Genomic DNA, 26,677 nt, shown 5'->3' with positions numbered 1-26,677 from the left:
GGTGTATAAATATTGTACCCGTTGAATGAATTACAGTTTCCATTTTAAAGACAGGTTAACCACTCTTCCGTCTATAGGAGCCCATAAAGGATTGAATGTAGGATTGCTGATACTGCCGGTATACAATGATTCTTTGCGGCTTTGTCTGTAATCTAAAAGGTTCTCACAGTTAAGGACAAGGGTAATGTGTTTTCCTATCTCTTTAGAAACCATGGCTGCCATAAACAGGTAAGAAGGAGTTTGGGTATAATCCATTCTGTATTGTTGGCCTGTAAAAGAAGCCTCTACTCCAATTTTCCACCCATCTTCAAGTTCCTTTATGGTCGTCATGGCAAATCTGTGTTTCGGAGTCAATGGGATAAACTGGTTATCCTGAAGAAATGTATATTTTGCTATAGTAAAAGTATACCCTAAGTAAAATTCCCAGTCATCAATATCTCCTTTGATGTAGGTGTCAAAACCTTTTGATACAACGGGAGAGGTCTCATTAATAAAGGAAACCTGATTGTTCTGATCTGTACGTCCGATCACAGGGTGATTGATATAGGTCAAAAAGAAAGCCTGATTGATAAATAATGCGCCTCCATTATTCAACTTCTTTTTATAATTGAATTCCAGATTGTATCCTACAGATTTTTCAGCCCGTGTAGTCTTCATATCAACAGGCTGAATATTTTCCAGGGAATAATCTACCATTTGTGGTGCCAGAGCATTCGGTACTTTATATCCTAATCCAATTCCGCCCCTTGCTGCCCAGTGTTCATCGAAGTGATAAATAGCTGCAATACTTGGAAGAAAGAAACTGCCGTAATTATTGGTGAAATCATTACGAATACCTGTTTCTACAGTCATTTTATTAAGTTTCAGCGTGTTCTGGATAAATAATCCAAAACTGTTATTCTCAAATTCCGGAACCTGGAAATGCATAAAGTTTTGAGGAGTAAATTTGCTTCCCTGAAAATCTGCACCCAGCACCCAGCTCATATTCTTCATAGGCCTGATATAAGTAAGCTCTGAAAAATAACTGTTCTGCTTGGCATTCAGGAAATTATCATTACTGCTGAACTTTCTGTTGAAGTTGCTTAGGCTGTTTTTAAACTCAATTTTAGAATTATCACTCAGTTTTTGCTGATATATGATTTCATAGGTATTGCGCTGTAGTTTATTTTGCTCAAAGTATTGGTGAATATTGTCAGTATTACTTTTAATAACCTGCATATCCCCTCCCAGGTTTTTATCAAAACTTCCGCTCCAACCCAGGCTGATAGTAGAATTTTCAGAGGGATAAAAGAATAATTTAGGATGAATAACCAAGGAGCGGATTTGTGGGATATCCGAAAAACCATCTTTATCTACATCCTGTGCATTTTGGTGGGTAACTCCCCCAAAGAAAGTATAACCTATCCAACTGTATTTTTTTGAAGCAAAAAAGTTCAGATTTTTCTCATCCAGAGTAGAATAATTAGCAAGAGCTGTCAGTTCCTGTTTGCCTGTGGGTTTTCTTGAAATCATATTAACCAATCCGCCAATGGCTCCGCCGCCATAGAGTGTAGAGGCAGACCCTTTAATTAATTCAACCTGCTGTAAATCAAGAGGAGGAATGCTAAGTAAGCCTAATCCGCCACTGAAGCCGTCAAACAGAGGCATTCCGTTCCGCAGTACCTGGGTATAACGCCCGTCAAGTCCCTGAATTCTGACATTTGTGTTTCCTGATACAGGACTGCTCTGCTGGATCTGAACCCCGCTGATATCCCCGATAAGGCTTCCGATACCCGCCGGTTTAATCCCGCTTTCCTCAGCCATTTCCTCCTTTCCCAGTATTTCCACTTTTTGTGGAGAGTTTTCTGCCTTTTCCGTAGTACGGGTAGAAGCAACAATAGTAACTTCTTCAATAGTGTTTTCTCTGGTTCTTACAGTATCAGTTTTCTGTTGGGCAAATGCCGGTACAGCGCTTGCCAGGGCAATTGGCAAGATGAGCTTTTTCATCGGATAATTTTGTGTAAAATTAAAATTATTAGATGCATATTCTGTAAAAAGGACTTAAAATTTTCTTAAAATTGAATTTTGGCTTTTATTGGTTTTCTACAGGGATCCTTTCAGTGAAATTTTAATCTGTTGTACTTCTTTTCAACAATAAATAAAGGTCTGAATAGTCGTGATTGTGTCATATTGCTGTATATTTAGCCATTCAATTACAGAGTATATGAAAAAGATTATTGGCATAATAGGCCTTCTGATGGTATTGACAGGTTGTAACAATTCTGAACATAAAGCGCAGAAAAAAGATGAACCCCAAAAAGAACAGTCTTTGTCCCGGAAAAATGAACTAAGCTCAAAAGAATCGGAAACTTCCCAAAACAGCATTTCTAAAGATGAAGCTGTGGAACTTGCTGTAAAACAATTTGAAGCCTATTTACCTAATATCCTTAAAACCTATGATGACGGGGTAATTGATCTTCAAGATCCTCATGTTGGAGATTTTACCGGTGATGGAATAGAAGATGTAGCCATTTATTGGAATATTGCCCCTAAAGGTGGAAATGCCCTGATAGGACAGGGGCTGTCTTTGTACAAAAATGACGGACATACCGTAAAAGTGATTGCAGGGTATGAACCTGATTACCTTTTTGCTTTTGATACCATTAAAAATGGAAAGATCATTGTAGAAAAACTGGAATATACAGAAGAAGATGGCAGATGCTGTCCTTCCATAAAAACTAAGCATGCGCTTACTATCAAAGGAAGTAAAGTATATTAAACTGGGTTAGCATCTTAAAAAAATGAAAGAATAAGTCAGATTTTTTTAAGATGTTATTTTATTTTTCAGGATATTTTTACCCCATTCATTGATATTATCCAGCAGGGGAATAAATGAGTTTCCTAAATCTGATAAGCTGTAAACAACTTTTACAGGAGGCTTTGTTCCGAAAACAGTTCTCGTGATTAATCCGTCTCTTTCCAGCTGCCTCAATTGAAGGCTTAGGGTGGTCTCCGTAATAAAAGAAAGCTCTTTTTTGAGTTCTCCGAACCGTTTATCATCATTTTTTAAGTGACATAGAATGACTCCTTTCCATCTCCCGCCAATAAGGTCCATCACAAAACTTACGGCACAGGGATAAGACTTTTCACCAATATTGACATAAGAAGTTTCACATTGTTTTTCCATCTTTTTTATAGTATCTAAATTGATAGTTATTTTATGCTAATGCTGCAGCACCTATTTTTACACAATAATAGACATAAAATAATAAATAATAAAATGTATCAGTTAGCACAGATTAATGTAGCCAGGATGATTGGTGTGAATATTGAAGATCCGGTAATGAAGGAATTTGTAGAACATGTTGACTCCGTAAATGAGCTGGCAGAAGAAAGTAATGGTTTTGTCTGGAGATTAAAAGATGAAGACAATAACGCTACCGGCTTTAACCCGTTTAATGATGAGCAGGTTATCATTAATCTCTCAGTATGGGAGGATAAAGAATCATTAGAACACTTTACTTATAATACCTTTCATGTGGATTTTGTACGGAGAAGAAGAGAGTGGTTTCAAAAATATGGAAAAGCATACTATGTACTGTGGTGGATTAAAGATGGCCAATATCCAAGTATAGAAGAAGCTTTGGAAAGATTAGAATATCTTCAGAAGAACGGACCATCAGATTATGCCTTCAATTTTCAGACTGCATTTGAGAAGCCGGGAGTAAATACTGAATACTAAGATTGTAAATTTTCTATTTTATCTGTTTAAAACAGGTCATAAACGGTGCTGATGAGGCCAGGGTTTGCCTTTTCCTGTTTCGCAGAGTAATTTCAGGCTTCTCAGAAACTGTCCCCAGGTATAATTACATTCTGCAAACATAGGTGAGTAGGTATCCCAGCCTTTATGATGAAAGATCAATAAAGTACCGCTGTCGTATACCAATTGCTCAATCTGGCCTTCCATTTCCGGATGCATTCTGCGCAGCGTTTCCTTGTCTCCGGATACAAGATGAAAAGAGATATCAGTTCCTATCCATTCGTGGGCACCAGCAATACAATGCCATTGAATTTCTTCAAAAGGAGTAAGCTTTACTATTTTCATTTCCTTAAAGTAATCAGGGCCAAAGGAGAATCTGGCAATACTATTTACTTCAGCACTGGTTTTGGTATGCGGCGTCCACCATGCAGATAATCCGGACTGGCTGCTGATAGCGTGATATACTTTTTCCCTTGAAGCTCCAATCAGTAAAGAATGATAAATATTCAGCATATTCAATGATAGGTTATAATGGTTTGGTTTTTAATTGAATACTAAAAATACAAAATAAAAATAAATCATAAAGCGAAAGAAAATGAAATTACAGCTAATAGTATCCTAATAAACAGTTTTTTGTACATTAGCTCTGATAAAATCATTTTGGTAAAAAAGCGTGCATATAGCTTTTGAGCCGGATATTTGTACACGATGTAAGCAAAATTAATGTATGAGGTATTTTTCTATTGTATTCATTATCATTTTACTGCAGTCCTGCAATAAGGAAAAAGAGGAGAAACAGATTGTATCCGCTACAACCGAAATGAAGGAAAGTAAAAAGGAAACAGATTCAGCGGTACATCATTCAAAACAGATTTCAGAGGATGTAAAAGACGGGCAGGATGATGTTATGCTGGCAGAAGATATACGTTTCAACGGAAAGACAGAAAGGATCTTTGACCTTAAAGATTTTGAAAAGGTTTTCGGAAAGCCGGACAGTATCAGGCTGATGGCTGATGAGGAGCCTTGTGCCTATATTTTTGAAGAAGGAACTCCGGAAGATAGATATTTGTATAAAAACGGGTCTTCTTTTGAAAACAGTAAAGAGAAAGTAGGTGTTAATGAATTCAGGTTTATGAACGGGAATTATATCCTGTATAAAGGAAAGAGAATAGATGCCAAAACTACATTGGATGATGTCAGGAAGATCTTTCCTAATTCGGTAAAGAATATAGATCAACTGGAACGTCCGGGGGAAGGAAAACTTCCGGTTATCAGGTTAAGAGAAGATAAAGAGGGTATTTCTGACGGCCACATTAATATATACTTTAAAAACAACCTGATCCATTCAATCTGGTGGTGGTTTCCCTGCTAAACAACAGTATTATCATTAACCTGAAAATTAAGAACAACCAATCAATCAATATTAAAAATGAAATTAACCCAATATCTGTCATTACTATTAATAGGTTTTTGCCTGACAAGCTACGGGCAGAAAAAAGATAGCAAAGAACTGCAGCCTGAAGCAGAACAGTTTACCCATAAAGTGATTCAACTGATTACTGAGAAAGATTATGTCACCCTGAATCAGTTAACCACCCCAAAAGTCTATTGTTCCCTCTGCTTTGATGATGCACCGGGAAAAAATTATTTTGTGGGGAAAGATATTTTTTACAAGAAACATATCAACACCATTTTCAACCAGGAATTACTTAACAGATTAGGCCGCAATGAAACAAAATTTTCGTGGGATGGCTCAGATTCAGGATTCAAAGACAGAGATTATATCGTATTGTATACTACTCATCGCCCAAATGAAGTTGGAGACGGTCATGAAGGTGCCCAATTTATCTTCTGGTTAAAGGATGAAAAAGGAAGCTTTAAGCTTTCGGGAATAGAAAGTGTGCCTTAGAATCACCAAATAAGATTAATCATATTCATTGCGATTATTCTGAAACTTTAGGTCTTATAAGATAATAAAGCTGGCGCTCTTCATCAACGAGCAGCATATAATCTCCTTTTTTGGGCTGGTATACAAAAAAGGAAAAGGGATCTCTTACATAGTTGTCCGGATATTCTATGAAAACATCCTGTTTGTAATGAAGTGTCTTTTTCGGCATTTTGATGGAAAAATAGGATGTTCCTGTCCATCCACGGTTACCGGAGCCATTTCCTGTTCCCCAGCTAAAGTTTTTTAAGCTCCAGAATGTATGGGCATTCCACTCTTTTTTCCGCACATGATCTCTTTGAATCAGTCCTGACGATTTATTTACCTCATAGCCTGAATTACTGAAGTCAATAGCCTTTTTGTTGGGAGTATTGTCAGGGTAGCCGTGCCAGTCTTTTTCAGCATAAAAATAATTCCAGACATTATCTTTAAATACTGTTAGTTTATACCTGTATTCATTCTCTTGTGATCCGGAATGAATAATATCGTCATACATATAGTCCCTGTCTGCAGTAATAGCTTCTGTTTCTGCCACAGAAAATATTTTGGTATCATCTATATTTTTATACGGATAATGAGTGGTATCACCGTCTTTCAGCCAATTACTGTAAGTGTTCTGATCTACATCCACAATATAATCATTAAAGGTCTGATAATTGTGAACCCCGTTTTCAGTGTTATATCGATATTGAAGACTGTCTATTATCTGTCCTCTGAGGTTTATTTTATACCATGTATAAATATTATCAGAACCCTTTTTTTCAGAATCATGATCTCTTTTGGTAATGATGACAATCGTACTGTCATTTTCCTGAATAACCGGTTCATGAATACCTGTGGATAGTTTAATGACTTCATACTCATTATCTGTGAGGCTGTCCAATGTTGTGTAGGATTTATACTGTTCCGGAAGTTTTTCAGTTCTCAACCTGTATCGCTGATAATACATTTCGGAATCCGGTAAGATAATTACAGCAATAATGGCGATGCTCCAGAGTATAACAGATTTCTTTTTGATATTTATTTTCATCGTATGGGTTTTTAGTTTTTATATCAGACAAAGCAGCAGGTTTTAAACGGAAAGATTAAAAGAATGCCGGAGGATTTTATCCTGATTCCAATATTTTTTGAGGAAAGGCAAAATACAATAAAATAAAGGATATTGAAAATAAAATATAGCCTAAAAATTTTTTGAAGGTTTGAACACAATGCATAAACTGCCGTTATGATTGTTTTTATAAAAACATAAGTAAAAAGATCAGCAAGAGATATCCCTTAATGAAATGAGTAAATACGTTCTGTTTCGGATAAAGATAAGCTCCCAGTACATTCAGAAGTAAAACTAAGAAATAGAAGAATAAAAACGTAAAGTGAGTGAAAATTCCTGGTCTCACTACAGAGTAGTAGAGATCAATTAATTTTTCTTTTTGATGGAATGCAAAATAAAAAACAGCCTCATTACTGTTCAGCAGAGATCTGTCCTCGGATTGTATCATCAGAGAAACCGATTGTTCACCTTGTTTAGGGGGAGTTTTCAACAGGCTTAAAGTTCCGTTGCCTTTATTATAAAAGCTGCATGGGTATTCTTCTAAAGAAAAAGTATGATAAGGGATTCTATTGGAAGAGGCATGAACGTCCCTTACTGTTCCTTGTATTTTTTCCAGTGCATATGATTTTATCACCATTCGAAGCGGGATATACAAAATTCCTAGTATGGAAATGATGGTGATAAGACGTTTAAACATAGCTTAAAAAATAGGATTGAACCCTTTTTAATAATTAGCCTGATAACAAAATTGGAGATGATCTGCTTTCCTGAAATTTATTATTCAGCAATATCATCACTTCTTTAGATGAATATGGATTTAAAATAGAAACCGGGAACTGTTTTATTTCAAGAGCTTCATAAGTTCTGCATTTTTATTGGCTTTAGCCATTTGTAATGCTGTTTTTCCGGAAACCATACCGTTGTCGGTTTCAAAAGTAATTCTAGACTTTTTATCAGCACCCTGAGACAGAAGATATTTTGCAATTTCAGTATCATTTTTTTCAACAGCAAGCAATAAAGCGTTATATCCATCATAATCAAAGAAATCCAATGGTGGGTTTTTTCCTTTTAGCGGAAGTTTTTTGATGAATTCCAGATCCTTATTCTTCACTGCCAATAACAGAAGTTTTCCAGGATCTTCCTGGTTAAGGATCTGTGGCTGATGGTTCAGATATAATTCTTTTGCGATCGCAAAATTTTCATAAAAGATTGCTGTGTACAAAGCATTTTTGGCATAGGCTCCTTTTTTGATAAGATAGAACGTAATTTCCCCGCTTCCATATTCAATCGCAGCATCTACAAGGTTTTTGTTGGTCGTGATGTCGGCTCCTTTATCCACCATATATTCTACCATAGGCATATTCTTTTTCCAGATGGCAGCCAGTACGGGTGCTGTTTCACCCGGAAGTATGGTTTTAATAGGAAATCCCTGGTCAACTATTTTTTTAACTAAAGGGAAATTATTTTCGCGGATCGCGGTATAAAAAGCATCAATCTGCTGCTTGTTTTGGGCACTTAATAATGAAGATAAACATATGATAACGGATATTCCGAACTTTTTCATTCCAGATCAAATTTAAAGGTGTAAAATTAATTAATTTCACCGATTACAGAGAAAAAGATGGCTGATAATGACTTTATTTTTTATTTCTGAATCAATGTTTCCGCATAATTTACAATTGGAGAGCACAACCTCTTGAAAATTATTTTTTTTCTTTAAATGATCTTTTTTACAGATTATTTTCAACTTCTAAACTGAACGGTTTTAATAAAAGCTCCTGTGCCTGCTGTGGTGGAAATGCAAGCTATTGAGACATAAAAGGCTGAACCTGTGATGAAAAAGTCCACCACAGGTTGTTTGATTGTAAATGAATTATCCGGTTAAAGAATTTCCACTTCTTCCGGAACGATAAACAGAATAATACAGCCATTTTCTGAGGTAACAGAATGTTTGAAGCTGGGCGGTGTATACAAATAATCTCCCTTCTTCAGGTTTCCACCTGCAATAACTGCATCACCTTCCAGGATGAAAAGTTCTTCACCGGCAGGATGATTGTGATAAGGATAGCTGGCTCCCGGCTCAAATTTCAGAAGAATAGTGGTAGACCTGTTTTGTTCCGGATCAAATTTTAAGGATTTTACAAAAATACCTTCATAGTGTATTCCTTTCTCAATGAGAGGTTGCCATTCTTTTTGTTCTGTTTTTACGATGTAGTTGTTGATGCTAGTGCTCATGATATTAAATTTTAAATGATGATTAATGTAACAATTGTTCTAAAGACCATGGATAATGAGGACAAGTACTCAGTAAAAATGCTCCCGCACTGAATACCAAAACAGAATAATCCAGAGGTTCTTTACACCCGAAAGAAATGCTCATAGCTATAGCAAAGAGTAAGGTGAGAACAGATGCGGATACAGCTGTTTTACGAATCTGAAATCCTACCAGAAGTAAAATGCCAATGATTAATTCAGCAGTTGTAGATAGTACAGCAATTACCGGGGCCCAGGAAGCAGGTAAAAATGAATTGACGTCAGCAGTATACTGAACAAAATTTTTCCATCCGGAAGATTGTGCTCCCCAGAGATTCAGCCGGCTTGCTACTGCTGATAAAAAACCTGCTGCCAGGGTTATTCTCAATAAAAATCCGGCGATGTCCTGTCTTGTTTTCATAAGAGTAATTTTAAGGTCTCAATGACAGGTACAAAGTTCAGCGAAAGTGATGCCTTAAAAAATAGACAATTCCGGGAAAAGCATATAATATTTGGATGAGGTTCGGAATACGGGGCTTAATTTCATATTCAGAGTTATCTCTAATTCTTCACAGACTTTTGATAGTCTTTGGGGGAAAGCGAAGTATGTTTTTTAAAGAAGTTTGAGAAGTAAAAAGGATCATTAAAACCAAGCTGGTAAGCAATTTCCTTGACACTCATTTTTTCATAAAGCAATAATCTTTTCGCCTCAGAAACAATAAGGCTGTAGATAACATTTTGAGCTGTTTTATTGGTATGAAGCTTAGAAACTTCATTCAGTTTAGCTTCAGTGGTTGCCAAAGAATCTGCATGATAAGATACAGGATGATTCTCAGAAAAATGATTTCGGACACTTTCCAGGAACTTTAAAAATAAAGCATCAGGCTTCCAAATTTCATCACCATTGGCAATTTTACTGCGGTTAATTTCTACCAGTAATAATTCCACGAGAGAATGGGTAGAAATCAGATACTGATAGGGTTTTTCCCGAATTTCCTTTTCAATAAGGTTGAGGGTTTCGGTAAAAAAATCAGGATGCTGAACGGTAATCATTTCATTCATTCCAAAGTGGCAGAATAATCCGTTGTGAAAAATCAGTTCAATATCACTGTCACTTTTACAGAAAAAATCCAGGGTAAATTCAAGGGCTGTAAGCTCACCTTCCACAGAGATCAGCTGATGAAACTGCCCCGAAGTAATGGTAACGGTTTGTCCGCTTTTCAGGAGGAAAATATTTTCGTCAATCAGAATTTCAGCGGTTCCGGTATTACACCAGAATAATGTATATTTTATCACACGCCTTGGCTTGGGATGCCCAGCCTGATTAATATATTTCTTTATTTCAATCATTTTCCACTTATTTATAATTGCTGATATCTGATTGGCTAAACTTTCAGACTAAATTACAAAAAAGTAGACGATAAGGATATATAAAAAAACGTAGAAAACTGATATAATTGCAGTTTTCTACGTTTTAAAAATTATTTACCAAAATACAGCTGATCCTGCTTTTGCTGCTCATTATAAATGATCTGGAAACTTACCGGCATATACTGATAAAGAAGTTTCCAATGGGCAATCTTAGCATGTTTTTTAAAGCTTTCAAAAGATCTTACAAAGATGTTTTCAATCATTGTTCTTACATAGGAGTTTCCGTTTCTGTAAAGCCCGTCCATCAGTTTGATATGATGGGCAATGATGTTAATCTTCGATTCCTTCAGCAGACCTTTAAGATAATTAACGGTTGCCTGCATAATGCCTGCAAAATTATCCTGGATAGATAATTGTGTGATCTCTTTGCGAAGTGGCGGATAGAAAAATTTTAAGTATTCAACAGCTATTTTTTGATTAATAGTTTGCATTTTTACTTTCATCATAATTAAGAATTTTTCAAACACTTTACATTGCAGCGAAATGTATACCAAAATTTAAAGGCAGGCTGCAAAAATAAATACACCTACAATTACAGCGATGTGGGTAAGCAGTATCTCTGTATTCTGTCTGTTAGTCGTGTTTTTCCAGGTTTTCCAGTCGGAAATTCTTCTTATTTTATTTTTCATAATCTATTGATTGTGAGTTATTTTTAATTTTGTTTAATTTAAACACTTTGTAATGAAACCGTTGAAAAATGTAATAAACGCTTCATATACCATGGCTGTAAATTTGTCTCGAATAGCTGTTTTTCAGGTCAGAAGAAATATGGCTGAAGATCATTTGACGGTATTCTTTGCTGCAAAATGCAGTAAAATTGTCCAGAGAGTAAATAAAAGTATTTTCTATGGCATTTTTTAACAGCGTATCCCCCTGAAGGTATATTTTGTCTATCTTCTGTAAGCATGTGAACAGCAGATTAATGTCATTCTGGCGGATCATATTTTTAATACGGTCCGTGAAAGTCCGGATCACACTGTATGAATTGGGACTTTGGGTTTCATTCAATTCCGTTTCAAAGTCAGGAAACAGTTCTTTGATTTCCTGTACAGCCTGTAAATAGTTCATAGTATATATTGTGTTAAATGTGGTTTTGCTCCAGCAGTTTGATAAAAGCTCCAAACATGAGAATGATGAAAAAAGCGATAAAAAGAAGATGATAAGGTTTCAGCCATTTAGGTGTTTGTGGCCCTCTGCTTTTTAATCTTCTTAATTTGTCTATTCTGTTCAATGTTTTCAAGTCCATTTTTTTATGTTTTGAAAATGAAGATGCCAATGGTATACCTTTGAAACCGGAATTTATTTAATGTGTTGAAAATAAGTATTTTGTGTAATTATTTTTAATGGATTAAATAATAAAAAGCATTTCAAAATGATAAGGAATTTATCAAATTGGAAAATTTGGGCCTTTGTGGGTTAAGTTATTGAGAGTACACTTAAGTTTTGAAAATCTAAGATTTTCATCTTAAATCCCTTTTTTGCAGTATTATTTTAAACTTCTAAAGTGAACTAAAGCGTTTAAGAATAAAAGCTTTTAGGTCTTTTCATTTTGTTGAATCTTCGATTTGCGGTATAAAAAAATCAAAGTATTTCAAAACAGAATCAATGCTAATTTTCAGTTTCATAGAAAGGATAGAATGAATATCTTTGCAGTCCAAATATTCAGAAGATGTTTTCAAAAATCATAGTACACAGAGTCGGAAATAAGATCAACGGAGATACTCTAACGCTTTCCCAGGAGGAATTGAAGCTGGAGGAAGGAATGGCAGAGATGCTTGAAGATTACTTTTTAGGATCATTCAAGTCAGAAGAAACTTTTCATTTTTACAGTGACACGTATCTGGTGAACAACCCGGTTTACAGTGCCGTATCTGAAATCTTTGAAGATAAGTCTAAGTTTATCTGGGAGTCTGAGAATATTGCAAAACACCTTTTTGAAGCCGCAGAAAACCCTAGGGTTCAGAGTGGAGAGCTATTCATTGTTCTTTTTGAGGACGAAAGTGACCGTCCGGATAAAGTGGATAAGATCGGGATTTTTAAAACAGAGAAAAGAGAATCATTCCTGAAAATCAACCCTGCGGAAGAAACTTTTGATATTGAAAAAGATCAGGGGATCGGTTTATCTAAAATTGATAAGGCAGCTTTAATTTACAACAACAATAAAGATACAGGATATGTACTTTCCGTGGTTGACAACAATAAGAACGGAGATATGTACTATTGGTTCGAAGATTTCTTAAAAGTAAAACAACGCGATGATGAGTATTTCCACACGCAGGAAGCTTTGATGGTGTACAAAGATTACATCACGAAACAACTTCCACAGGAATTCGAGGTTTCCAAAGCTGACCAGGCAGATTTCCTTAATAAATCCATCAACTTCTTCAAAGAAAAAGAAGAGTTCAAATTAGATGAATTTGCCAATGAAGTATTGGGAGACGAGCATGTAATTGAAAGTTTTGTGAACTTTAAAACCGATTACGAACAGGACATGCAGGTGAATATTGCAGAAGAATTCCCAATAAGTGAAGCAGCGGTGAAAAAAACACAGAGACATTTTAAAAGTATTATCAAATTAGATAAAAACTTCCATATCTACATTCACGGAGACCGTCAGAAAATTGAAATGGGTGAAGATGATAAAGGAAAATACTACAGACTTTATTTCGAAAAAGAAGTGTAAAAAGAAATCTCAGGTTCCATAATAATATCATAACTTTATTGCTGGTTACAAAATAGCAGCTATGAAATTTCTGATTATTTTCTGGGGAGCTTTTTTCTTTTTTTTCTGTGCTCCTTTTCCGATTTTATTGTATATGTTGAATGAGGAACTGTTATCAGAACCGAGAAATTCATTAGCGGTGAGCTATGGGTATCTCGGTTTTTCTTTATTAATATGGGGATATGTGATCATTTTCTTTATTAATACGCTTTTCATTACAACTTTTAAAGAGAAGAGTATTATTCAATCCATTTTACATAACGGAATTCCAAGGGAAGCCAAAGTCATTGACTATAAACTCCTCAAGTATATTCCTAAAAAGAACATGAATCTTATTCAGGTTATGCTTTCATTTCCCAATCTCAGCAATACGGTGATAGAACATAAAATGATGTTTCATGATTCCAAACCACAGGAAAAAAGATTTGATGTGGGAAATAAAATCAAAGTATTGCTTAATCCTCAGGTTTCAAAGGAGCCTTACTTTATTTTAAGTGATCAGAAAGTAGGATTCAACACATCAGGAATGATGTTGAGAATTATTTTTATGGGATTACTGATTGCTTATGTTATTGGCTTATACTACTATTTTTATATGCGGGAATCCTTTGATTTTGGCTGGAGGTTTCTGACATTCATGCACCCGATTATTTTCAGCGGTGTTATGACAATTATCTATGTATTGGTTTTTCAGTTGATTTTCGGCAGGTTTTTTAAAAATACAAAAGAAGAACGTATTCTTTTTTCAGGAAGAAATGCTGAAGCTAATATCATCAGTGTAAATGAGACGGGGCTTACAGTAAATGATCAGCCCCAGATTATGTTTCAGCTAAGCTTTAAAGATTTCAGAGGAACTGAGCATATTGCTGTATATAAGAAACTTGTCAGCCGTCTGAATCTGTCTTCCGTCCCTAAAAAAGGAACCATAGAAATTATATATGATGAGAATGATCCGAAGAAGATTATGATTCCCCGAGGATTTTAAAGGTAAAATTACAAAAGTGAAAATTTTCTGATAGGAGAATAAGACTTTTTGATTAAGAAAATAAACATTGAGGCAAAGCATTTAGCTTTTTTCCTTTTTCTCCTTTTGCTCATTACCCTATTCATTATCTTTGTCTTATAAGCTAAATCATATGAAAACAACAATCGTTGACCTTACAAAACCTATTCAATACAATGCAGGAGATCCCTGGTTTATGAAGGTTAAGATCAGGCATAAAGCCCACCGCAAATCACATTGGCTGATACGTCTGGCGTTGAGACTTCCATCAAGACTTTTCCCTAAAAACTGGACGGGATGGGCCGATGATACAATTAAAAATATGGGGCTTCATGCTACTACTCATATTGATGCACCGTGGCATTACGGCCCTGTGGTAGAAGGAAAACCTGCTAAAACAATTGACCAGATTCCTTTAGAATGGTGTTATGGAGATGGTGTTGTGATAGATTGCAGTCATAAAGAAGATTTTGTAGCCATTACAGTTGATGATCTGAAAAAAGATCTTAACAAGAATGGGATCACCATTCAGGAAGGAAATATTGTTTTGATCAGAACTGATAGGGATCAATTGATGGGAACCCCTGATTTTGTAGAAAAAGGAACCGGAATGAGCCGTGAAGCTACCGAATGGCTGATCGATCAGGGAGTAAAAGTAATGGGAATAGATCAATGGGGTTGGGACCTTCCTCTTAAGTTTATGGCTAAAAAAGCAAAAGAACTGAATGATCCCGAATATTTCTGGGAAGGCCACCGCGTAGGAATAGAAAAAGAATATCTGCATATAGAACAGCTTACCAATCTTAAGGCTTTGCCACCTGCAGGGTTTAAAATCTGTGTATTTCCATTGAAGATTGTGGGCGGGTCTGCAGCTCCGGCAAGGGTAGTTGCCATGATGAATGAATAGAAGTTCATCTAAAAAAACAGAAAGGGCAAATCTGCATTTGCAGATTCGCCCTTTCACATAGTATCATTTTTAGCGTTCTTCGTTTATTTACCTTTTTTATTAAAAAATAAGGCTCTGTTGTATTCAAAATTCATTCTGGCAATATTCAGGACGGAGATTCCCTGTGGGCATTCCACTTCACAGGCTTCTGTATTGGAGCAGTGCCCGAATAGTTCAGTATCCATCCGGGAAACCATATCCAGAACACGTTTACTTCTTTCTTCTTTACCCTGAGGCAACAATGCCATATGGGATATTTTGGCAGAAGTAAATAAAGCTGCACTTCCGTTTTTACAGGTGGCCACACATGCACCACATCCAATGCATGCAGCAGAATCAAAAGCTTCCTCGGCAACCTGATGGGTAACCGGAATAGCTGTAGCATCAGGAGCCTGACCTGTATTCACTGATACAAAGCCGCCGGAAGAAATAATTCTGTCGAAAGCAGAACGGTCTACCTTTAAATCTTTCTTCACAGGGAATGCTTCTGCACGGAAAGGTTCTATCAGAATGGTTTCCCCGTCTTTGAATGAGCGCAGGTGAAGCTGGCAGGTTGTGGTATTTTTTAAAGGACCGTGAGCGATACCATTAATCATCATGCCACACTGGCCACATATCCCTTCACGACAGTCGTGATCGAATTCTACCGGTTCATCCCCCTCAATAATCAGCTTTTCATTTAAAGTATCCAGCATTTCAAGGAAAGACATGTGGGAATTTAATCCTTTAAGGTCATAGCTGACCAGTTTTCCCTCACTTTTTCTGTCCTTCTGTCTCCATATCTTAAGGTGTAAATCCATAATTTTTGTTTTTTATTTGTAACTTCTTACCGTTGGCTGTATTTCTTCAAAGATGAGTGGTTCTTTGATGAGCTCAGGCTCGCCATTTTCACCTGTCCAGGCCCACGCAGAGATAAACTGATATTCTGCATCATTTCTCATTGCTTCTCCATCCTGAGTCTGATATTCTTCTCTGAAATGAGCACCACAGGATTCATTACGGGTTAAAGCATCATAGCACATCAGTTCTCCGATTTCAAAATAATCGGCAACACGGCCTGCTTTTTCCAGTTCAGCGTTCATTGTATTGCCCTGTCCTGAAACTCTTACATCCTTATAAAATTCCTGTTTTAATTTTCTGATTTCCTGGATCGCATATTTCAGTCCTTCTTCATTTCTTGCTAATCCACAATAATCGTACAGGAGCTTTCCTAATGTTTTATGGAAATAGTCAACAGTTTTGGTTCCTTTTATATTTATTAAATCCTGGATCTGTTTTTTAACGGCATTTTCAGCCTGTTCAAACTCAGGAGCATCCGGTGAGATTTTTCCGGTGTGAATTTCATCTGCCAAATAATTGGCAATGGTATACGGAGCAATAAAATATCCGTCAACAGAAGCCTGTAGAAGAGAGTTTGCCCCCAATCTGTTGGCTCCATGATCTGCAAAATTTGCTTCTCCCAAGGCAAATAATCCCGGAACAGTGGTCATCAGTTCATAATCAACCCAAAGTCCTCCCATGGAAAAGTGGGCAGAAGGAGAGATCATCATTGGTTCTTTGTAAGCGTCATAACCGGTGATCTTAAGATACATATCAAATAAATTTCCATATTTTTCCTTGATCTTATCTTTCCCCTGTTCTTTAATGGCTTTAGAGAAATCAAGATACACTGCATTTTTCAAAGGACCAATTCCAAATCCGGCATCAATTCTTTCTTTTGCAGCGCGGGATGAAATATCTCTTGGAGCTAAATTTCCGAAAGCAGGATACCTTCTTTCCAGATAGTAGTCTCTCTCGTTTTCCGGGATATCATTAGGAGCTCTCTTTTCATCCTGTTTTAAAGGAACCCAGATTCTTCCGTCATTACGCAATGATTCGGACATCAATGTTAATTTGGATTGATAATCTCCGGATTGCGGAAGGGAAGTAGGGTGTACCTGAATCCAACTTGGGGAAGCCATTAAAGCTCCTTTTTTATGGGCTCTCCAGATAGCGGAACCATTACACCCCATAGCCAATGTAGACAGATAATAAATTTTTCCGTAGCCTCCGGTCGCTAATATTACAGTATGGGCGGCATGTCTTTCAATTTCTCCGGTATCTAAATTTCTTACGATAATTCCTTTCGCCTTTCCGTCAATGGTAACTAAGTCAAGCATTTCATGTCTTGAAAATAACTGTACGGAGCCTTTACCCACCTGTCTCATTAAGGCCTGATAGGCTCCCAGAAGCAATTGTTGCCCGGTCTGTCCCCTCGCATAGAAGGTACGGCTCACCTGAACGCCGCCAAAAGATCGGTTATTAAGGTAGCCACCATATTCACGCCCGAAAGGAACACCTTGTGCTACGGCCTGATCGATGAGGTTTAAAGAGCATTCTGCCATTCGGTAAACGTTGGCTTCACGGGCTCTGAAATCTCCTCCTTTCAAGGTATCTACAAACATTCTGTAAACACTGTCACCGTCATTTTTATAATTTTTGGCAGCATTTACTCCACCTTGAGCTGCTACGGAGTGTGCTCTTCTCGGGCTGTCCTGAAAACAGAATGCTTTTACATTATAGCCCATTTCTCCTAAAGAAGCGGCAACGGAACTTCCTGCAAGACCTGTTCCTACAACAATCACATCAAGCTTTTTGCGGTTGGCCGGGTTCACAAGCTTGGCTTTCTTTTTATAATAGGCCCATTTCTGTTCCAACGGACCTTGTGGTATTTTTGAATCTAAAATCATGATGAGGTCTTTTTAATGATAGGTAAAGAATACATAAACAGGCATCAGGGCAAAACCTAAACTGATAATGACAGAGTAAGCCGTTCCGGCAATTTTAACCCATTTCACAAACTTTGGATGGTATAATCCAAGTGTTCTCACAGAGCTGTACAATCCGTGGATCAGGTGATAGCATAAAGCGATCATAGAAAGAACATAAACTACTACATACCACCATTCTTTAAATACGGTTACCACCAAAATATACAAGTCTTTATTTCCATTTTCATCCAAAGGTGGATTTCCGAATTTATAAACATACCAGAAGTTCTGAAAATGAATTACCAGAAATATCAGGATGATAGTTCCAAGGATACCCATATTTCTGGATGCCCATTTGCTGGCTCTTCCACGTCTGTCCGACTGGTAACTGCCGCCGGATTTTTTATTTTTCAGGGTGATTACCAGCCCATCTACAGCATGAAGAATGATACTTGCATACAAAATGTAAGAAACTATTTTGATAATGATATTTCCTGATAAAAAATGCGAATAGGCATTGAATTGAAGGTGAGCCTGCTCCTGAGGGAGAAAAAGCTGAAGATTTCCAAGGAAATGAATCAACAGGAAGAATCCCAAAAAGAGTCCTGTAAGGCACATCAGCATTTTTCTTGACAATGTTGATAACATAGAGTTGATTTAATAATTAATAATATCCTAAAACTTTCATCCATAGACCTCCTACAACCATATAGATGATTAAAAGCACAATTCCTATTTCAAGGCCTCGAAGCCACCAGACTTTCAGATCTACATAGCCGCTGCCGAAGAATACCGGTGCCGGACCGTGTCCATAGTGAGTAAGCACCCCATAAATTGACCCCATGAAACCAAGCATCATGGCTAAAAGCATAGGTGGAATTCCTAAAGAAACACCAACTCCCAAAAGAGCTGCATACATAGCCGCTACGTGAGCAGTGGCACTGGCGAAAATATAATGACTGAAGAAATAGACTATGATAATAACCGGAAAAGCTACCTGCCAGCTCAATCCACCGATCTGAACTTTGATAAGGTTACTGAACCATCCAATGAAGCCTAGTTCATTTAATGAACTTGCCATCATTACTAAAACAGCGAACCAGACGATAGTGTCCCAGGCTCCTTTTTCACCTTTTACATCTTCCCAGGTTAATACTGAGGTTAATAACAATAAAGTTAATCCGATGAATGCCGTAGTAGTGGCATCAATAGAAAGTGCTCCTCCGAAGATCCAGAGGAATAAAAGGATAAAGAAAGCTAAAAGCATTAACCATTCATTTCTGGAAATAGGTCCCATTTCTTTTAGCTTCTGGGTAGCCATTTTCGGTGCATCTCCGGTTTTTTTCAGCTCAGGCGGATATAATTTATATAGAACCAAAGGAACTACAAAGAATGCTACTAATCCGGGAACGAAACCTGCTGCGGCCCATGACATCCATGTGATATCAATTCCAAGGTTGGCTGCAAACTTCTGACACATCGGGTTGCTTGCCGTTCCGGTTAAGAACATAGAAGAAGCGATGAGGTTCATATAGTAACTGTTCAATGTTAAGAATGAACCCAGTTTTCTATGGGTTTCCGGTTTCTCAGGAACGGAATCAAAACTTATGGCCATAGATTTCATGATGGGGTAGATAATTCCTCCGCCTCTTGCGGTATTACTTGGAATAGCAGGAGCCAGGCATACGTCTGCCAGCCCTAATCCGTAAGCTAACCCCAATGAACTTTTACCGAAAACCCTGATAAATAAAAAAGCAATACGGTTTCCAAGTCCTGTTTTTATAAATCCTCTGGCAATAAAGAATGAAATCCCGATCAGCCAGATCACTTTATCTCCAAACCCGGAAAGTGCTTTGGTAATTGATTTTCCTGCATCTCCGGGAGCTACAACTTGTGTAAGGGCTGTAAATCCGATCGCCATCATACACATCGTTCCCATAGGTGCGGCTTTTAGAATAATTCCTAAAATAGTTGCTGCAAAAATGGCAAACAAGTGCCATGCATTCTGGGTAACCCCTTCGGGTGCCGGGATGAACCAGATGATTAACGCAACGACAAATGTGATCGCAACGTTTTTGATATTAATTTCTTTCATGATATTCTATTTAATCCTTAAAATCTGCTCTGTACCTGCACAATGAACAGGTTATTATTGTATTGATTGGTGTTTTCTACCTGATATTTGTAGCGGTCAAACTGCACACCCAGCTGAATTCTTGCCCCATAGTTTTTAAGGAACTCAAGCCCAACCATTGGGGTAATGGTCTGTCTTGGATTGGATGCCATTCTGAAGTTGGTATCCAGATATTCATACCGGCAGGACAGCTCGAAAGCACTGAGGTTTTTGTGGTTGATCTCATATCTCAGATTCGGAAGGAAATAAACCCCGCGAATCAGATACTGATCCGGATTATCAGGTCTTATTTCAGGAGCGATAGAGTTGTACAGGACATGGTTGGTTGCCTGTTTAGCCTCCAGTTGCATATCGAGGCTCCATTTAGGATCAAACTGAATCAGTGAACTCAGGTCTACTCCCAGTGCATATACTTTTTTACTGAAAACTTCCCCGATACCCCCATTCAGGCCTACATTGAAATTGTATTTTTTAGATAATCCGAAGACAAGACGGGTAGAATACTGTTTTCCGTTATCATTATCATTGATCTGATTCTTTCCGTTTCCGTTGACCACTGAAACTGCATATTGGAAAGGAATTTCTCCCAGCTGAAGCTGTCCTGTAGCAGACATTCCGATCTGAAAGCTTGTCCAGCCTAGTTTTCCGAATTCCGTATACTGATTAGACCAGTCTAAAGATTTAATAATATCAATAGGATAAGTCTCTTCAATGCCGAACCATGGCCTGAACTGCCCAACCGTGATCGCTAATTTTGGATTGAAAGTATATTTAAGGTAAGCATTTTCAAGCACTCTGCTTTTAGGATCATTTTTAAAATCAGCAAGGTTCGCCAGTACTACAACTTCTGTACGTTTACTGATCTGTGCTCTTACCTGAACCCTCATGTATTTCAGCATGAAATTATTATCGGTTCCTGATCCGTCAGAATGATGAAGGCCATTTACATCAACATCCTTGCTCATCCCTACCAGATAACGCGCCTGGAAAAGGCCTTTGATCTGAAGCTGGGGATATTTTACATCTTCTTCCTGTGGTTTTGGTGTGGTCTGTAGAGAATCCTGTATCTGTGCATTCGCTGAAAACCAGCCCATAAGTACGCACAGGATCAAGCTTCTCTTTTTTAATGAAAAAAAGGCCATATCTATTTGTTTAATTTTTGCTTTTTTGAATTTTTATGTAAGCATAAAAGTCTCTGTCTCTATCCTTGAAAAGCTGAGAGTATGTACTGTACGTACCTCATATAATGATAAAAACTTTTTGCTTAAATCTTTCCGTTAAATCTCCGGTTTCTATCTTTCAGAGGGAGGAATGATCTTTATCTCATTCTGAATGTAATGATCCAGAATTTACAAAACCTTAAGTGTTTCCCGGTATTTCTTCACAAAGAAACACTTAAGACTAAATCTTTATTCTAAACCTAAGAATTTGAAAGATGGAGTTTCTTTGAAACTGGCATTTGCTTTACCGTTATAGGTTTGGTAATTACTTAAATCCAGTTTCATTACTTTGCCTTTTGTACTCAGGTCAAAATCTTTAAGATCTACCCAGAATGTATTGGGAGTAAAAACAGTTTCAAAATAATATACCAGATTCTTCTGATCCGAAACAGAACGCCATCTGGTTGAAGATATATTAGGTTCAGTAGGGGAAGAAATTCCGTATGGAACAGAGCAGTTTCTGATGACACTGAATACGCTGGCTACAGCAGTACGGGTGTCAGCCGTTTTCGGAATGGCATCAATATAGTAAGAAGCTCTTACGAAACGATCAGCAGCACGGTTGGTTCCCGGAAGCATCACTGTTCCCGGAATGCCTTTCCAGTAATTGTTAAGAGCAAGCTGTTCATCGAAAATAGGAGAATTGGTCATTACTGTGTAAGACGGATCATGATGAATCACAAGCTTTCCGTTAATGTACTCAAAGACCGCGTTGTCTCCTGAAGCATCGGAAATGGAAAGGTGAATCGTTGTAAATCTTTCTGTACCCGGGATATAATCACTTACAATCACGAATGGTTCTTTTCTTGAAAATTCTACGGCTTCTTTTACAGTGGAGAAGTTATCAAGGTAATATTGTGCCCATAAAGAGATGGCAATGCCTTTTTTTCCTCCTTTAGGATCAAATTTAGGATATTGAGACTCTCCTAACCATAGCATATTCGCTACCAGTCCTTTTTCATTCATTCCGTCAGCAGAAGCTATATCCCAACTGGAACTGATGATGCTTCCGTATTTAGAAGTCCATTTTACAGATTTAGGACCTGTTTGGCCATTGCGGTCTATTCCTTTTGGAAAAACCCAAAGATTGGCAGGAATCTCATCACGCCAGTCCATAGATCGGGCTGTAAGAATCGTATTTTGCGGGCCTTTGTAGACAACACGGGTACACGCTTCTGACGGATTCCATAATCCTATGGAAAGAACAAGAGAAAATAAAATTAATGGGAACTTTTTCATAATAGTATTATTTGAATTTAAAATTTATATTGAAATTATTGTGAATAATTCAATTGTTTTATAGCTGTATTCATTATTCGGTGATATAAAATTAGTTAAATTTGTTTAAATAACATAATTATTTTAGGTGATTAACTGCATTTCATGTTATGAATCATAGTTTAATGGTTAAAAACACTATTGTTGAGAAAATTTTCGTATATTTTAGAAATTTCATAGGAAAAACGGTTGAAAATGGATAATTTTTCAATGAAAAAAAACGTCAGTTTTTGCTATATACTGCCCCACAAAGAGCCTGAAAATTAAATACCACACTATTGAAGACAGTTCAAAAAAAGAACTATCTTTGATAGATAGACTGAAAGAGATATGAATTTTGTAGAATGTCACGAAGAACCTATCCATATTCCAGGCTCTATTCAAAGTTTTGGTTATCTGATTGGCATTGATGCAGTATCTCATTCCATTACTTTTTTCAGCAGGAATATATCGGATATTTTTGAAATCGGAAACCTGGAAGGGGTATTTGGTAGTAAGCTTACGGATTTCCCGGAAAGTTTTCAGAATATTATTGATTCGGATATTTATACTTCCCTGGAACGTTACACCAGACGGGAGAATGAAACGTATTTTGATAAGATTTTTATTGATAAAAAAGAATATCATTTTTCTGTTTTCAGAAGCAGCGGATCTATTTTTCTGGAGTTTGAGGAAGTTTTAATTAATCCTGATAAGCGGATTTCCAATAAATATGATAACTTTTATGTGATTGATGATGAACAGGAACTTTGGAATCATCTTCTGGAAACGCTTTCTAAGGTCGTAAATTATGACCGCACCATGGTTTACAAGTTTATGATGGATGGCTCCGGAAAGGTGATTGCCGAGAAGAAGAATGAAGAAATGGAAAGTTTTCTCGGGCTTCATTATCCTGAATCTGATATTCCGAAGCAGGCAAGAGAACTTTATCTGAAAAAAAGAAAAAGAATCTTCAGTAATGTTTACGAAGAAACCGTCCCAATTATCAGTAAAACCATTAAAAATATTGACCTGAGCCTTGCGGCATCACGGGCTATGTCTCCCGTTCATGGTCAGTATCTTAAAAATTCAGGAGTCTCTTCCAGCTTCAGTGTGTCAATTATTATTGATAACCATCTTTGGGGCTTAGTGACCTGTCAGAATGTGGCACCTAAACATATTGACCTTGAAGACAGGGTACAGGCAGGGATTTTTACAGCATTGGCTGCCAATGCCTATTCCTCTTTTAAATCCAAAAATGAACTGAATTATCGTCTTGAGCTGAATGAAAGAATTTCTCAGCTTAAAACGAAATTTTTAAAACATAATAACCTGTTTGATTCTCTCCTGGAAAGTAAAAAAGAGATCATGAGTTTGCCGGAAGCAGACGGTCTTGCCATTGTTTCTGATGAAAATATAATTATTGAAGGTGAAGCTCCAACAGCCGGTTGCATCAGCAGGATTGTAAACTGGACACTGGAAAATACTAGTGACAGAATTTATGTGAATAGAAGTTTCCTTAAAAACCACGGTGAGGAACTGGAACTGTCTGAAAATGCAGCCGGAATTATCATTTATTTCATTGAAAGGGATAAAAATGAGATGCTGATCTGGTTCCGTAAAGAATTTGATGAGCATATTGACTGGGCTGGAAATCCGGAAAAGAAAATAGGTGTATTTTCCCAAAACGGAAAAGACAGGCAAATGATTTCCCCAAGAACTTCATTCCGCATTTTTACAGAAAATATTAAAGGGCATTCCAAAAGATGGAATTCAAGAAATGTGAGCGCAGTACAGGCTGTGAGAGATCTTATTTTGGAAACATCCCATAAGAATTATAATGCGATTAAAAGGCTTAATGATGAGCTTAAAAAGGTAAATGAGGAACTCGACAGTTTTTCTTACACCATTTCTCACGATCTGGGAACTCCTTTAACCGTTATGAAACTGAATGCCCAGATGCTTTTGGGAAATCTTGCTGATGGTTCTGAGAAAAGTAAAACAAAGATCAATACCATTATTGAGGAAATCGACAGTATGGCTGAAATGATGCAGGATGTATTACAGCTCAGCCGGGCAAAGCATAGCGAGATACAGCTTGAAACTTTGAAAACGAATAATACGATTCAAAAGATCTCAGACAATGCGAAGATCACCTATGGAAGTCCAAAAAGTGAAATTACCATTAAGGAATGCCCGGATGTATTGGCAGATAAAACAATGCTCCATCAGGTATTCCTGAATATCATCAATAATGCAGTAAAATATTCTTCTCATAAGGAGAAGCCTAAGGTGGAAATTGAGGGAACGGAAGATGGACAAACTATTGTGTACAGGATTTCAGACAACGGAATTGGTATTCCTGAAGAGGAAAAACACAAGATGTTTAAAATTTTTAACAGGATGGATAATGCGAAGAAGTTCAAAGGGAATGGAGTAGGCTTGTCTATTGTTCACCGCATCATGAAGAGAATAGGCGGAAATATAGATTATGAGAGTAATAAAGAGGGTACTTCATTCATTTTAACGTTCAAAAAGCCTTACATTTGATAAACTTTTAAAACGTTATTATGGTATCAGAATATCTAAAACAAAATACAGCAGACTATCACGATGCAGCGGAGAAGCTTTTTAATTCTGAAAAGATTTTTAATAAAACCTTCACGTTAGAAGATTATAAAAAGATCATCCATACCAATTATCTGATGCTTCTTCACAGTGAAGATAAAATATTCGGCAGCCTTTCTGCTAAGTATGGTGATAAACTTCAGCTTGCAGAAAGAAAGAAGCTTTCTCTTATAGAAAAAGATCTTGAAAGCCTTGCTTTGAAAAACCAGCCGGCATCCCACCAACTTGAATTTGAAAATGAACATGAAGCTCTGGGAGCAATGTATGTGATTGAAGGCTCCACACTGGGTGGAAATGTGATTGCTAAACAGCTTTCTAAAACGGAAGGTTTTGATGCTGTTACTTTTAACTTTTTCGGATGTTACCAGGAGAATACAGGGCCTATGTGGAAGAATTTTAAGGAGGTCCTGGATACTGAAGTAGCAGAGGAGAAGTATGATGAGGTGCTTTCCGGTGCGAAAAAGCTGTATACCTTTTTGCTGAATGTCAACTAATTTCTTTTAATTCTAATAAAATTTCTGAAAAATTGCGCATTTTTTCAGGATTTATTAAATTTGGGAAGTTTCAAATTTAAATAGTAACTAAACAAATAAATAATTAAAAAAGTAACAATATGAAAGTAACTGTAGTAGGTGCAGGCGCTGTAGGAGCAAGCTGTGCAGAATACATCGCAATGAAGAACTTCTGTTCAGAAGTAGTTTTGGTAGATATTAAAGAAGGGTTTGCTGAAGGTAAGGCAATGGATTTGATGCAGACAGCATCGCTTAACGGATTCGATACAAAAATTACCGGAACAACAGGAGATTACAGCAAAACTGCAGGTTCTCATGTAGCCGTAATCACTTCAGGGATTCCTAGAAAACCTGGAATGACAAGAGAAGAACTAATCGGTATCAATGCAGGTATCGTGAAAGACGTTACTGAAAACTTAGTAAAACATTCTCCGGAAGTAATCATCATTGTGGTTTCTAACCCAATGGATACAATGGCTTATTTAGTACACAAAACTTCAGGTCTTCCTAAACACAAAATCATCGGAATGGGTGGTGCGCTAGACTCTGCAAGATTTAAATACAGATTGGCTGAAGCATTAGAAGCTCCAATTTCTGATGTAGACGGTATGGTAATCGCTGCCCACAGTGATACAGGTATGCTTCCATTATTGAGCAAAGCTACAAGAAATGGTGTTCCTGTAACTGAGTTCTTAAACGATGAACAGCAAAAATATGTAATCGAAGAAACTAAAGTTGGAGGTGCTACTCTTACTAAGCTATTAGGAACTTCTGCCTGGTATGCACCAGGTGCAGCTGTTTCTGTAATGGTTCAGGCTATTGCTTGTGACCAGAAGAAAATGATCCCTTGTTCATTAATGCTTGAAGGTGAATACGGTCAAAATGATATCTGCCTGGGTGTTCCTGCCATCATCGGAGCAAACGGAGTAGAATCAATTGTAAACGTAACGCTGACTGCTGAAGAGCAATTGAAATTCGCTGAAGCTGCTAATGCAGTAAGAGAAGTGAATGGAGATCTTAAATTCTAATATATTGAATTTTATATAGGAAACCCGCGTCAGGAGGCGCGGGTTTTTTATTTCGTTTGAA

General features: G+C 37.1%; 29 protein-coding genes. 10 read left to right on the top strand and 19 right to left on the bottom strand.

What is annotated here, in order from left to right; translation table 11 throughout:
- Positions 1-30: 30 nt before the first annotated feature.
- On the bottom strand, positions 31-1,986 hold the full coding sequence (locus EG339_RS23525; RefSeq protein WP_123872494.1) for a TonB-dependent receptor plug domain-containing protein: 1,956 nt from the start codon (positions 1,984-1,986) through the stop codon (positions 31-33).
- Between the two features lie 217 nt (positions 1,987-2,203).
- On the opposite strand from EG339_RS23525, the gene EG339_RS23520 reads away from it, so the two are divergent.
- Positions 2,204-2,758 (top strand): membrane lipoprotein lipid attachment site-containing protein, encoded by a 555-nt coding sequence (locus EG339_RS23520; protein ID WP_123872493.1) that lies wholly within the window; start codon positions 2,204-2,206, stop codon positions 2,756-2,758.
- 45 nt (positions 2,759-2,803) lie between these two features.
- On the opposite strand, the gene EG339_RS23515 is transcribed toward EG339_RS23520, so the two are convergent.
- Complete coding sequence (locus EG339_RS23515) at positions 2,804-3,166, bottom strand: winged helix-turn-helix transcriptional regulator (RefSeq protein ID WP_123872492.1); 363 nt, start codon at positions 3,164-3,166, stop codon at positions 2,804-2,806.
- 93 nt (positions 3,167-3,259) lie between these two features.
- Here EG339_RS23515 and EG339_RS23510 point away from each other — a divergent pair, with 93 nt between their 5' ends.
- The gene (locus EG339_RS23510; RefSeq protein ID WP_123872491.1) at positions 3,260-3,721 is read left to right on the top strand and encodes a DUF3291 domain-containing protein; all 462 of its coding nucleotides are present in this window, start codon (positions 3,260-3,262) and stop codon (positions 3,719-3,721) included.
- Positions 3,722-3,757: 36 nt separating this feature from the next.
- Here the strand turns inward: EG339_RS23510 and EG339_RS23505 are convergent, their stop codons facing one another.
- Entirely contained in the window at positions 3,758-4,252 is a 495-nt protein-coding gene (locus tag EG339_RS23505; RefSeq protein ID WP_228459672.1) for an SRPBCC family protein, read from the bottom strand.
- A gap of 214 nt (positions 4,253-4,466) precedes the next feature.
- Here EG339_RS23505 and EG339_RS23500 point away from each other — a divergent pair, with 214 nt between their 5' ends.
- Positions 4,467-5,111 carry a hypothetical protein gene (locus tag EG339_RS23500; RefSeq protein WP_123872489.1) on the top strand — a complete coding sequence of 215 codons (645 nt, stop codon included), beginning with the start codon at positions 4,467-4,469 and terminating at the stop codon, positions 5,109-5,111.
- Positions 5,112-5,168: 57 nt separating this feature from the next.
- Complete coding sequence (locus EG339_RS23495) at positions 5,169-5,648, top strand: hypothetical protein (RefSeq protein WP_123872488.1); 480 nt, start codon at positions 5,169-5,171, stop codon at positions 5,646-5,648.
- A gap of 34 nt (positions 5,649-5,682) precedes the next feature.
- Here the strand turns inward: EG339_RS23495 and EG339_RS23490 are convergent, their stop codons facing one another.
- The 10 genes from EG339_RS23490 to EG339_RS24415 form a co-directional block, all read right to left on the bottom strand.
- Complete coding sequence (locus EG339_RS23490) at positions 5,683-6,714, bottom strand: hypothetical protein (RefSeq protein ID WP_123872487.1); 1,032 nt, start codon at positions 6,712-6,714, stop codon at positions 5,683-5,685.
- A 205-nt stretch (positions 6,715-6,919) separates the two neighbouring features.
- Positions 6,920-7,429, bottom strand: a complete 510-nt coding sequence (locus EG339_RS23485; RefSeq protein ID WP_123872486.1) for a hypothetical protein — start codon at positions 7,427-7,429, stop codon at positions 6,920-6,922.
- Positions 7,430-7,573: 144 nt separating this feature from the next.
- Positions 7,574-8,296 carry an ankyrin repeat domain-containing protein gene (locus EG339_RS23480; protein WP_123872485.1) on the bottom strand — a complete coding sequence of 241 codons (723 nt, stop codon included), beginning with the start codon at positions 8,294-8,296 and terminating at the stop codon, positions 7,574-7,576.
- Positions 8,297-8,613: 317 nt separating this feature from the next.
- Positions 8,614-8,967 (bottom strand): cupin domain-containing protein, encoded by a 354-nt coding sequence (locus tag EG339_RS23475; RefSeq protein WP_123872484.1) that lies wholly within the window; start codon positions 8,965-8,967, stop codon positions 8,614-8,616.
- Between the two features lie 22 nt (positions 8,968-8,989).
- Entirely contained in the window at positions 8,990-9,406 is a 417-nt protein-coding gene (locus tag EG339_RS23470) for a DoxX family membrane protein (protein ID WP_123872483.1), read from the bottom strand.
- 140 nt (positions 9,407-9,546) lie between these two features.
- The gene (locus EG339_RS23465; RefSeq protein WP_123872482.1) at positions 9,547-10,335 is read right to left on the bottom strand and encodes an AraC family transcriptional regulator; all 789 of its coding nucleotides are present in this window, start codon (positions 10,333-10,335) and stop codon (positions 9,547-9,549) included.
- A gap of 131 nt (positions 10,336-10,466) precedes the next feature.
- On the bottom strand, positions 10,467-10,862 hold the full coding sequence (locus EG339_RS23460; protein ID WP_123872481.1) for a DUF7674 family protein: 396 nt from the start codon (positions 10,860-10,862) through the stop codon (positions 10,467-10,469).
- A gap of 51 nt (positions 10,863-10,913) precedes the next feature.
- On the bottom strand, positions 10,914-11,045 hold the full coding sequence (locus EG339_RS24685) for a hypothetical protein (RefSeq protein WP_262706887.1): 132 nt from the start codon (positions 11,043-11,045) through the stop codon (positions 10,914-10,916).
- Between the two features lie 82 nt (positions 11,046-11,127).
- Positions 11,128-11,484, bottom strand: a complete 357-nt coding sequence (locus EG339_RS23455; protein ID WP_123872480.1) for a DUF7674 family protein — start codon at positions 11,482-11,484, stop codon at positions 11,128-11,130.
- A gap of 13 nt (positions 11,485-11,497) precedes the next feature.
- On the bottom strand, positions 11,498-11,662 hold the full coding sequence (locus EG339_RS24415) for a hypothetical protein (protein ID WP_164465385.1): 165 nt from the start codon (positions 11,660-11,662) through the stop codon (positions 11,498-11,500).
- A gap of 423 nt (positions 11,663-12,085) precedes the next feature.
- Between EG339_RS24415 and EG339_RS23450 the strand changes: the two genes are divergently transcribed.
- The 3 genes from EG339_RS23450 to EG339_RS23440 all read left to right on the top strand — a co-directional run bounded on the left by EG339_RS23450 (position 12,086) and on the right by EG339_RS23440 (position 15,048).
- Entirely contained in the window at positions 12,086-13,099 is a 1,014-nt protein-coding gene (locus tag EG339_RS23450; RefSeq protein WP_123872479.1) for a nucleoid-associated protein, read from the top strand.
- A 61-nt stretch (positions 13,100-13,160) separates the two neighbouring features.
- The gene (locus EG339_RS23445) at positions 13,161-14,123 is read left to right on the top strand and encodes a hypothetical protein (protein WP_123872478.1); all 963 of its coding nucleotides are present in this window, start codon (positions 13,161-13,163) and stop codon (positions 14,121-14,123) included.
- 151 nt (positions 14,124-14,274) lie between these two features.
- Positions 14,275-15,048 (top strand): cyclase family protein, encoded by a 774-nt coding sequence (locus EG339_RS23440; protein ID WP_123872477.1) that lies wholly within the window; start codon positions 14,275-14,277, stop codon positions 15,046-15,048.
- 83 nt (positions 15,049-15,131) lie between these two features.
- Here the strand turns inward: EG339_RS23440 and EG339_RS23435 are convergent, their stop codons facing one another.
- The 6 genes from EG339_RS23435 to EG339_RS23410 all read right to left on the bottom strand — a co-directional run bounded on the left by EG339_RS23435 (position 15,132) and on the right by EG339_RS23410 (position 22,430).
- Positions 15,132-15,887 carry a succinate dehydrogenase/fumarate reductase iron-sulfur subunit gene (locus tag EG339_RS23435; protein WP_123872476.1) on the bottom strand — a complete coding sequence of 252 codons (756 nt, stop codon included), beginning with the start codon at positions 15,885-15,887 and terminating at the stop codon, positions 15,132-15,134.
- 12 nt (positions 15,888-15,899) lie between these two features.
- A complete protein-coding gene (locus EG339_RS23430; protein ID WP_123872475.1) occupies positions 15,900-17,816 on the bottom strand; it encodes a fumarate reductase/succinate dehydrogenase flavoprotein subunit in 1,917 nt (638 codons plus the stop codon).
- A gap of 12 nt (positions 17,817-17,828) precedes the next feature.
- Positions 17,829-18,485: a succinate dehydrogenase cytochrome b subunit gene (locus EG339_RS23425; protein WP_123872474.1), complete on the bottom strand. Its 657-nt coding sequence runs from the start codon at positions 18,483-18,485 to the stop codon at positions 17,829-17,831.
- Positions 18,486-18,501: 16 nt separating this feature from the next.
- Positions 18,502-19,932 carry an anion permease gene (locus tag EG339_RS23420; RefSeq protein WP_123872473.1) on the bottom strand — a complete coding sequence of 477 codons (1,431 nt, stop codon included), beginning with the start codon at positions 19,930-19,932 and terminating at the stop codon, positions 18,502-18,504.
- A 17-nt stretch (positions 19,933-19,949) separates the two neighbouring features.
- Entirely contained in the window at positions 19,950-21,113 is a 1,164-nt protein-coding gene (locus EG339_RS23415) for a porin (protein ID WP_123872472.1), read from the bottom strand.
- Between the two features lie 267 nt (positions 21,114-21,380).
- Complete coding sequence (locus EG339_RS23410) at positions 21,381-22,430, bottom strand: linear amide C-N hydrolase (protein ID WP_123872471.1); 1,050 nt, start codon at positions 22,428-22,430, stop codon at positions 21,381-21,383.
- Between the two features lie 369 nt (positions 22,431-22,799).
- Between EG339_RS23410 and EG339_RS23405 the strand changes: the two genes are divergently transcribed.
- The 3 genes from EG339_RS23405 (at position 22,800) to EG339_RS23395 (ending at position 26,616) form a co-directional block, all read left to right on the top strand.
- A complete protein-coding gene (locus EG339_RS23405; protein ID WP_123872470.1) occupies positions 22,800-24,998 on the top strand; it encodes an ATP-binding protein in 2,199 nt (732 codons plus the stop codon).
- Between the two features lie 20 nt (positions 24,999-25,018).
- Positions 25,019-25,570 carry a biliverdin-producing heme oxygenase gene (locus EG339_RS23400; RefSeq protein ID WP_123872469.1) on the top strand — a complete coding sequence of 184 codons (552 nt, stop codon included), beginning with the start codon at positions 25,019-25,021 and terminating at the stop codon, positions 25,568-25,570.
- A 119-nt stretch (positions 25,571-25,689) separates the two neighbouring features.
- Entirely contained in the window at positions 25,690-26,616 is a 927-nt protein-coding gene (locus tag EG339_RS23395) for a malate dehydrogenase (protein WP_123872468.1), read from the top strand.
- Positions 26,617-26,677: the final 61 nt, after the last annotated feature.

The sequence above is a fragment of the Chryseobacterium bernardetii genome (genome assembly GCF_003815975.1).
Taxonomy (GTDB): domain Bacteria; phylum Bacteroidota; class Bacteroidia; order Flavobacteriales; family Weeksellaceae; genus Chryseobacterium; species Chryseobacterium bernardetii.
The sequence above is the reverse complement of the archived record's forward strand: the minus strand, read 5'-3'. Positions and strand labels throughout refer to the sequence as shown.

Coding starts and splice junctions, on each gene's coding strand:
- EG339_RS23525 (WP_123872494.1), bottom strand. CDS start 1,986: ATGAAAAAGCTCATCTTGCCAATTGCCCTGGCAAGCGCTGTACCGGCA.
- EG339_RS23520 (WP_123872493.1), top strand. CDS start 2,204: ATGAAAAAGATTATTGGCATAATAGGCCTTCTGATGGTATTGACAGGT.
- EG339_RS23515 (WP_123872492.1), bottom strand. CDS start 3,166: ATGGAAAAACAATGTGAAACTTCTTATGTCAATATTGGTGAAAAGTCT.
- EG339_RS23510 (WP_123872491.1), top strand. CDS start 3,260: ATGTATCAGTTAGCACAGATTAATGTAGCCAGGATGATTGGTGTGAAT.
- EG339_RS23505 (WP_228459672.1), bottom strand. CDS start 4,252: ATGCTGAATATTTATCATTCTTTACTGATTGGAGCTTCAAGGGAAAAA.
- EG339_RS23500 (WP_123872489.1), top strand. CDS start 4,467: ATGAGGTATTTTTCTATTGTATTCATTATCATTTTACTGCAGTCCTGC.
- EG339_RS23495 (WP_123872488.1), top strand. CDS start 5,169: ATGAAATTAACCCAATATCTGTCATTACTATTAATAGGTTTTTGCCTG.
- EG339_RS23490 (WP_123872487.1), bottom strand. CDS start 6,714: ATGAAAATAAATATCAAAAAGAAATCTGTTATACTCTGGAGCATCGCC.
- EG339_RS23485 (WP_123872486.1), bottom strand. CDS start 7,429: ATGTTTAAACGTCTTATCACCATCATTTCCATACTAGGAATTTTGTAT.
- EG339_RS23480 (WP_123872485.1), bottom strand. CDS start 8,296: ATGAAAAAGTTCGGAATATCCGTTATCATATGTTTATCTTCATTATTA.
- EG339_RS23475 (WP_123872484.1), bottom strand. CDS start 8,967: ATGAGCACTAGCATCAACAACTACATCGTAAAAACAGAACAAAAAGAA.
- EG339_RS23470 (WP_123872483.1), bottom strand. CDS start 9,406: ATGAAAACAAGACAGGACATCGCCGGATTTTTATTGAGAATAACCCTG.
- EG339_RS23465 (WP_123872482.1), bottom strand. CDS start 10,335: ATGATTGAAATAAAGAAATATATTAATCAGGCTGGGCATCCCAAGCCA.
- EG339_RS23460 (WP_123872481.1), bottom strand. CDS start 10,862: ATGATGAAAGTAAAAATGCAAACTATTAATCAAAAAATAGCTGTTGAA.
- EG339_RS24685 (WP_262706887.1), bottom strand. CDS start 11,045: ATGAAAAATAAAATAAGAAGAATTTCCGACTGGAAAACCTGGAAAAAC.
- EG339_RS23455 (WP_123872480.1), bottom strand. CDS start 11,484: ATGAACTATTTACAGGCTGTACAGGAAATCAAAGAACTGTTTCCTGAC.
- EG339_RS24415 (WP_164465385.1), bottom strand. CDS start 11,662: ATGGACTTGAAAACATTGAACAGAATAGACAAATTAAGAAGATTAAAA.
- EG339_RS23450 (WP_123872479.1), top strand. CDS start 12,086: ATGTTTTCAAAAATCATAGTACACAGAGTCGGAAATAAGATCAACGGA.
- EG339_RS23445 (WP_123872478.1), top strand. CDS start 13,161: ATGAAATTTCTGATTATTTTCTGGGGAGCTTTTTTCTTTTTTTTCTGT.
- EG339_RS23440 (WP_123872477.1), top strand. CDS start 14,275: ATGAAAACAACAATCGTTGACCTTACAAAACCTATTCAATACAATGCA.
- EG339_RS23435 (WP_123872476.1), bottom strand. CDS start 15,887: ATGGATTTACACCTTAAGATATGGAGACAGAAGGACAGAAAAAGTGAG.
- EG339_RS23430 (WP_123872475.1), bottom strand. CDS start 17,816: ATGATTTTAGATTCAAAAATACCACAAGGTCCGTTGGAACAGAAATGG.
- EG339_RS23425 (WP_123872474.1), bottom strand. CDS start 18,485: ATGTTATCAACATTGTCAAGAAAAATGCTGATGTGCCTTACAGGACTC.
- EG339_RS23420 (WP_123872473.1), bottom strand. CDS start 19,932: ATGAAAGAAATTAATATCAAAAACGTTGCGATCACATTTGTCGTTGCG.
- EG339_RS23415 (WP_123872472.1), bottom strand. CDS start 21,113: ATGGCCTTTTTTTCATTAAAAAAGAGAAGCTTGATCCTGTGCGTACTT.
- EG339_RS23410 (WP_123872471.1), bottom strand. CDS start 22,430: ATGAAAAAGTTCCCATTAATTTTATTTTCTCTTGTTCTTTCCATAGGA.
- EG339_RS23405 (WP_123872470.1), top strand. CDS start 22,800: ATGAATTTTGTAGAATGTCACGAAGAACCTATCCATATTCCAGGCTCT.
- EG339_RS23400 (WP_123872469.1), top strand. CDS start 25,019: ATGGTATCAGAATATCTAAAACAAAATACAGCAGACTATCACGATGCA.
- EG339_RS23395 (WP_123872468.1), top strand. CDS start 25,690: ATGAAAGTAACTGTAGTAGGTGCAGGCGCTGTAGGAGCAAGCTGTGCA.